The 623-nt window shown below is 57.6% G+C and carries 1 protein-coding gene; it reads left to right on the top strand.

What is annotated here, in order from left to right; genetic code table 11:
* Window positions 1-172: 172 nt before the first annotated feature.
* The coding region (locus NPX02_RS21280) for a DUF6444 domain-containing protein (RefSeq protein WP_260296073.1) at window positions 173-623 on the top strand (451 nt) is incomplete at its 3' end.

The following is a 623-nucleotide window of genomic DNA, read 5'->3' as shown; positions in this document are numbered from 1 at the left end:
CCCCCCCGCCAATCGCCGTACACTGCCGCTGTGGCGGTGCCAGTGCGCCATGCCGTGGTCGGCCAGCCCCGTCTCATGGAAAATGCCGTCAGCGCGCGCTCAGAGCCAATTTTTTCATCTCAAAAAGTCGTGAGATAATAGTGTCACGCAAAGCCGCTTCGGTACTGAGATTGTGACACTCGACTCCATCGACATCAAGGCAGCCATTGAGGCTGTCGAAAAACAACTGCAACAGGATAAGCAGACTTCCGTTGCCATGAAGTCTGCGGTATCCCTGGTGCTGATTGTCGTGAAGCTGTTGATGGCGCGCTTGGGCATGAACAGTCGCAACAGCAGTTTGCCACCCGCCAGCGATCCCAATCGTGCGAAAAAACAACGCGGCCTCAGTGGACGCAAGCCCGGCGGTCAGCCCGATCATAACGGCAGCACGTTGAAACCGGTCGACGAGCCGGACGACATTCGCACCATCAACATCGATAAGCGAACCTTGCCGGCGGGCGATTATCAGGAGGTCGGCTTTGAACGCCGCCAGATCATCGATCTGCGCATCGCGCGTTACATCACCGAGTTTCGCGCGCAAATCCTGGAGAATGCGGACGGCAAGCGATTCGTCGCCCAATTCC

The organism is Sedimenticola hydrogenitrophicus (assembly GCF_025175675.1).
In the GTDB taxonomy this organism is placed as follows: domain Bacteria; phylum Pseudomonadota; class Gammaproteobacteria; order Chromatiales; family Chromatiaceae; genus Sedimenticola; species Sedimenticola hydrogenitrophicus.
This window is presented reverse-complemented; position numbering and strand designations above follow the sequence as displayed.